The organism is Planomonospora algeriensis, from assembly GCF_977012225.1.
This window is the reverse complement of record NZ_CDRNDK010001025.1, coordinates 1-668: the sequence shown is the minus strand read 5'-3', so window position 1 is coordinate 668 and position 668 is coordinate 1. Positions and strand designations below refer to the sequence as shown.

Here is a 668-nt window from a genome sequence, read left to right as displayed (position 1 = left end):
TGTCAGTTAAGGCACTTAGTCCCTGTTTGTCTCACTTGAGCTTGGCACAGAGGGCTCCAGCCGGTACTTGCGTCCGGTCAGCACGCGAAACACCTCTCTTGCCCCGTCTGCCACTCGCGGACTCGAACACACTAACATCCGGTCTATGACTCAGGAGGCCGAATACCGACGTGGTAGACATGTGGTTTCCGCGCTGCATGTCCATCTGGTCTTCGTGACCAAATATCGCAGGAACGTCTTCGATGACGTGATGCTGCGCCGCTGCGAAGAGATCATGATCGAGGTATGTGACGGCTTCGAGGCCGAGCTACGTGAGTTCAACGGCGAAGACGATCACGTCCACCTACTGGTCCATTACCCGCCCAAGGTCGCCATCAGCAAACTGGTCAACTCGCTGAAGGGCGTCTCCTCGCATTACCTGCGCAAGGAGTTCACCGGCCGGATCGACCGCGCCATCATGCATGGCCACTTCTGGTCGCCCAGCTACTTCGCTGCCTCCTGCGGCGGAGCTCCACTGACCGTCGTCAAGGCCTACATCGAGCAGCAGCGCCGCCCGGCCTGACGCATGCAGGTCCGCGTTTCACGCTCCGGGATGTCCCGCCTGGCGGCGGGCCATCCCCTGACGGGGACCGCATTCATCCCCGGCCTGAAGGCCGAGGCCTTCTGCG

1 protein-coding gene is annotated in these 668 nt (G+C 61.2%); it reads left to right on the top strand.

The genetic code is table 11. From position 1 onward, the window contains the following. Nucleotides 1–145 precede the first annotated feature (145 nt). Entirely contained in the window at nt 146–562 is a 417-nt protein-coding gene (gene tnpA / locus ACWJ6R_RS37580; protein WP_449066746.1) for an IS200/IS605 family transposase, read from the top strand. Nucleotides 563–668: the final 106 nt, after the last annotated feature.

Coding starts and splice junctions, on each gene's coding strand:
- tnpA (WP_449066746.1), top strand. CDS start 146: ATGACTCAGGAGGCCGAATACCGACGTGGTAGACATGTGGTTTCCGCG.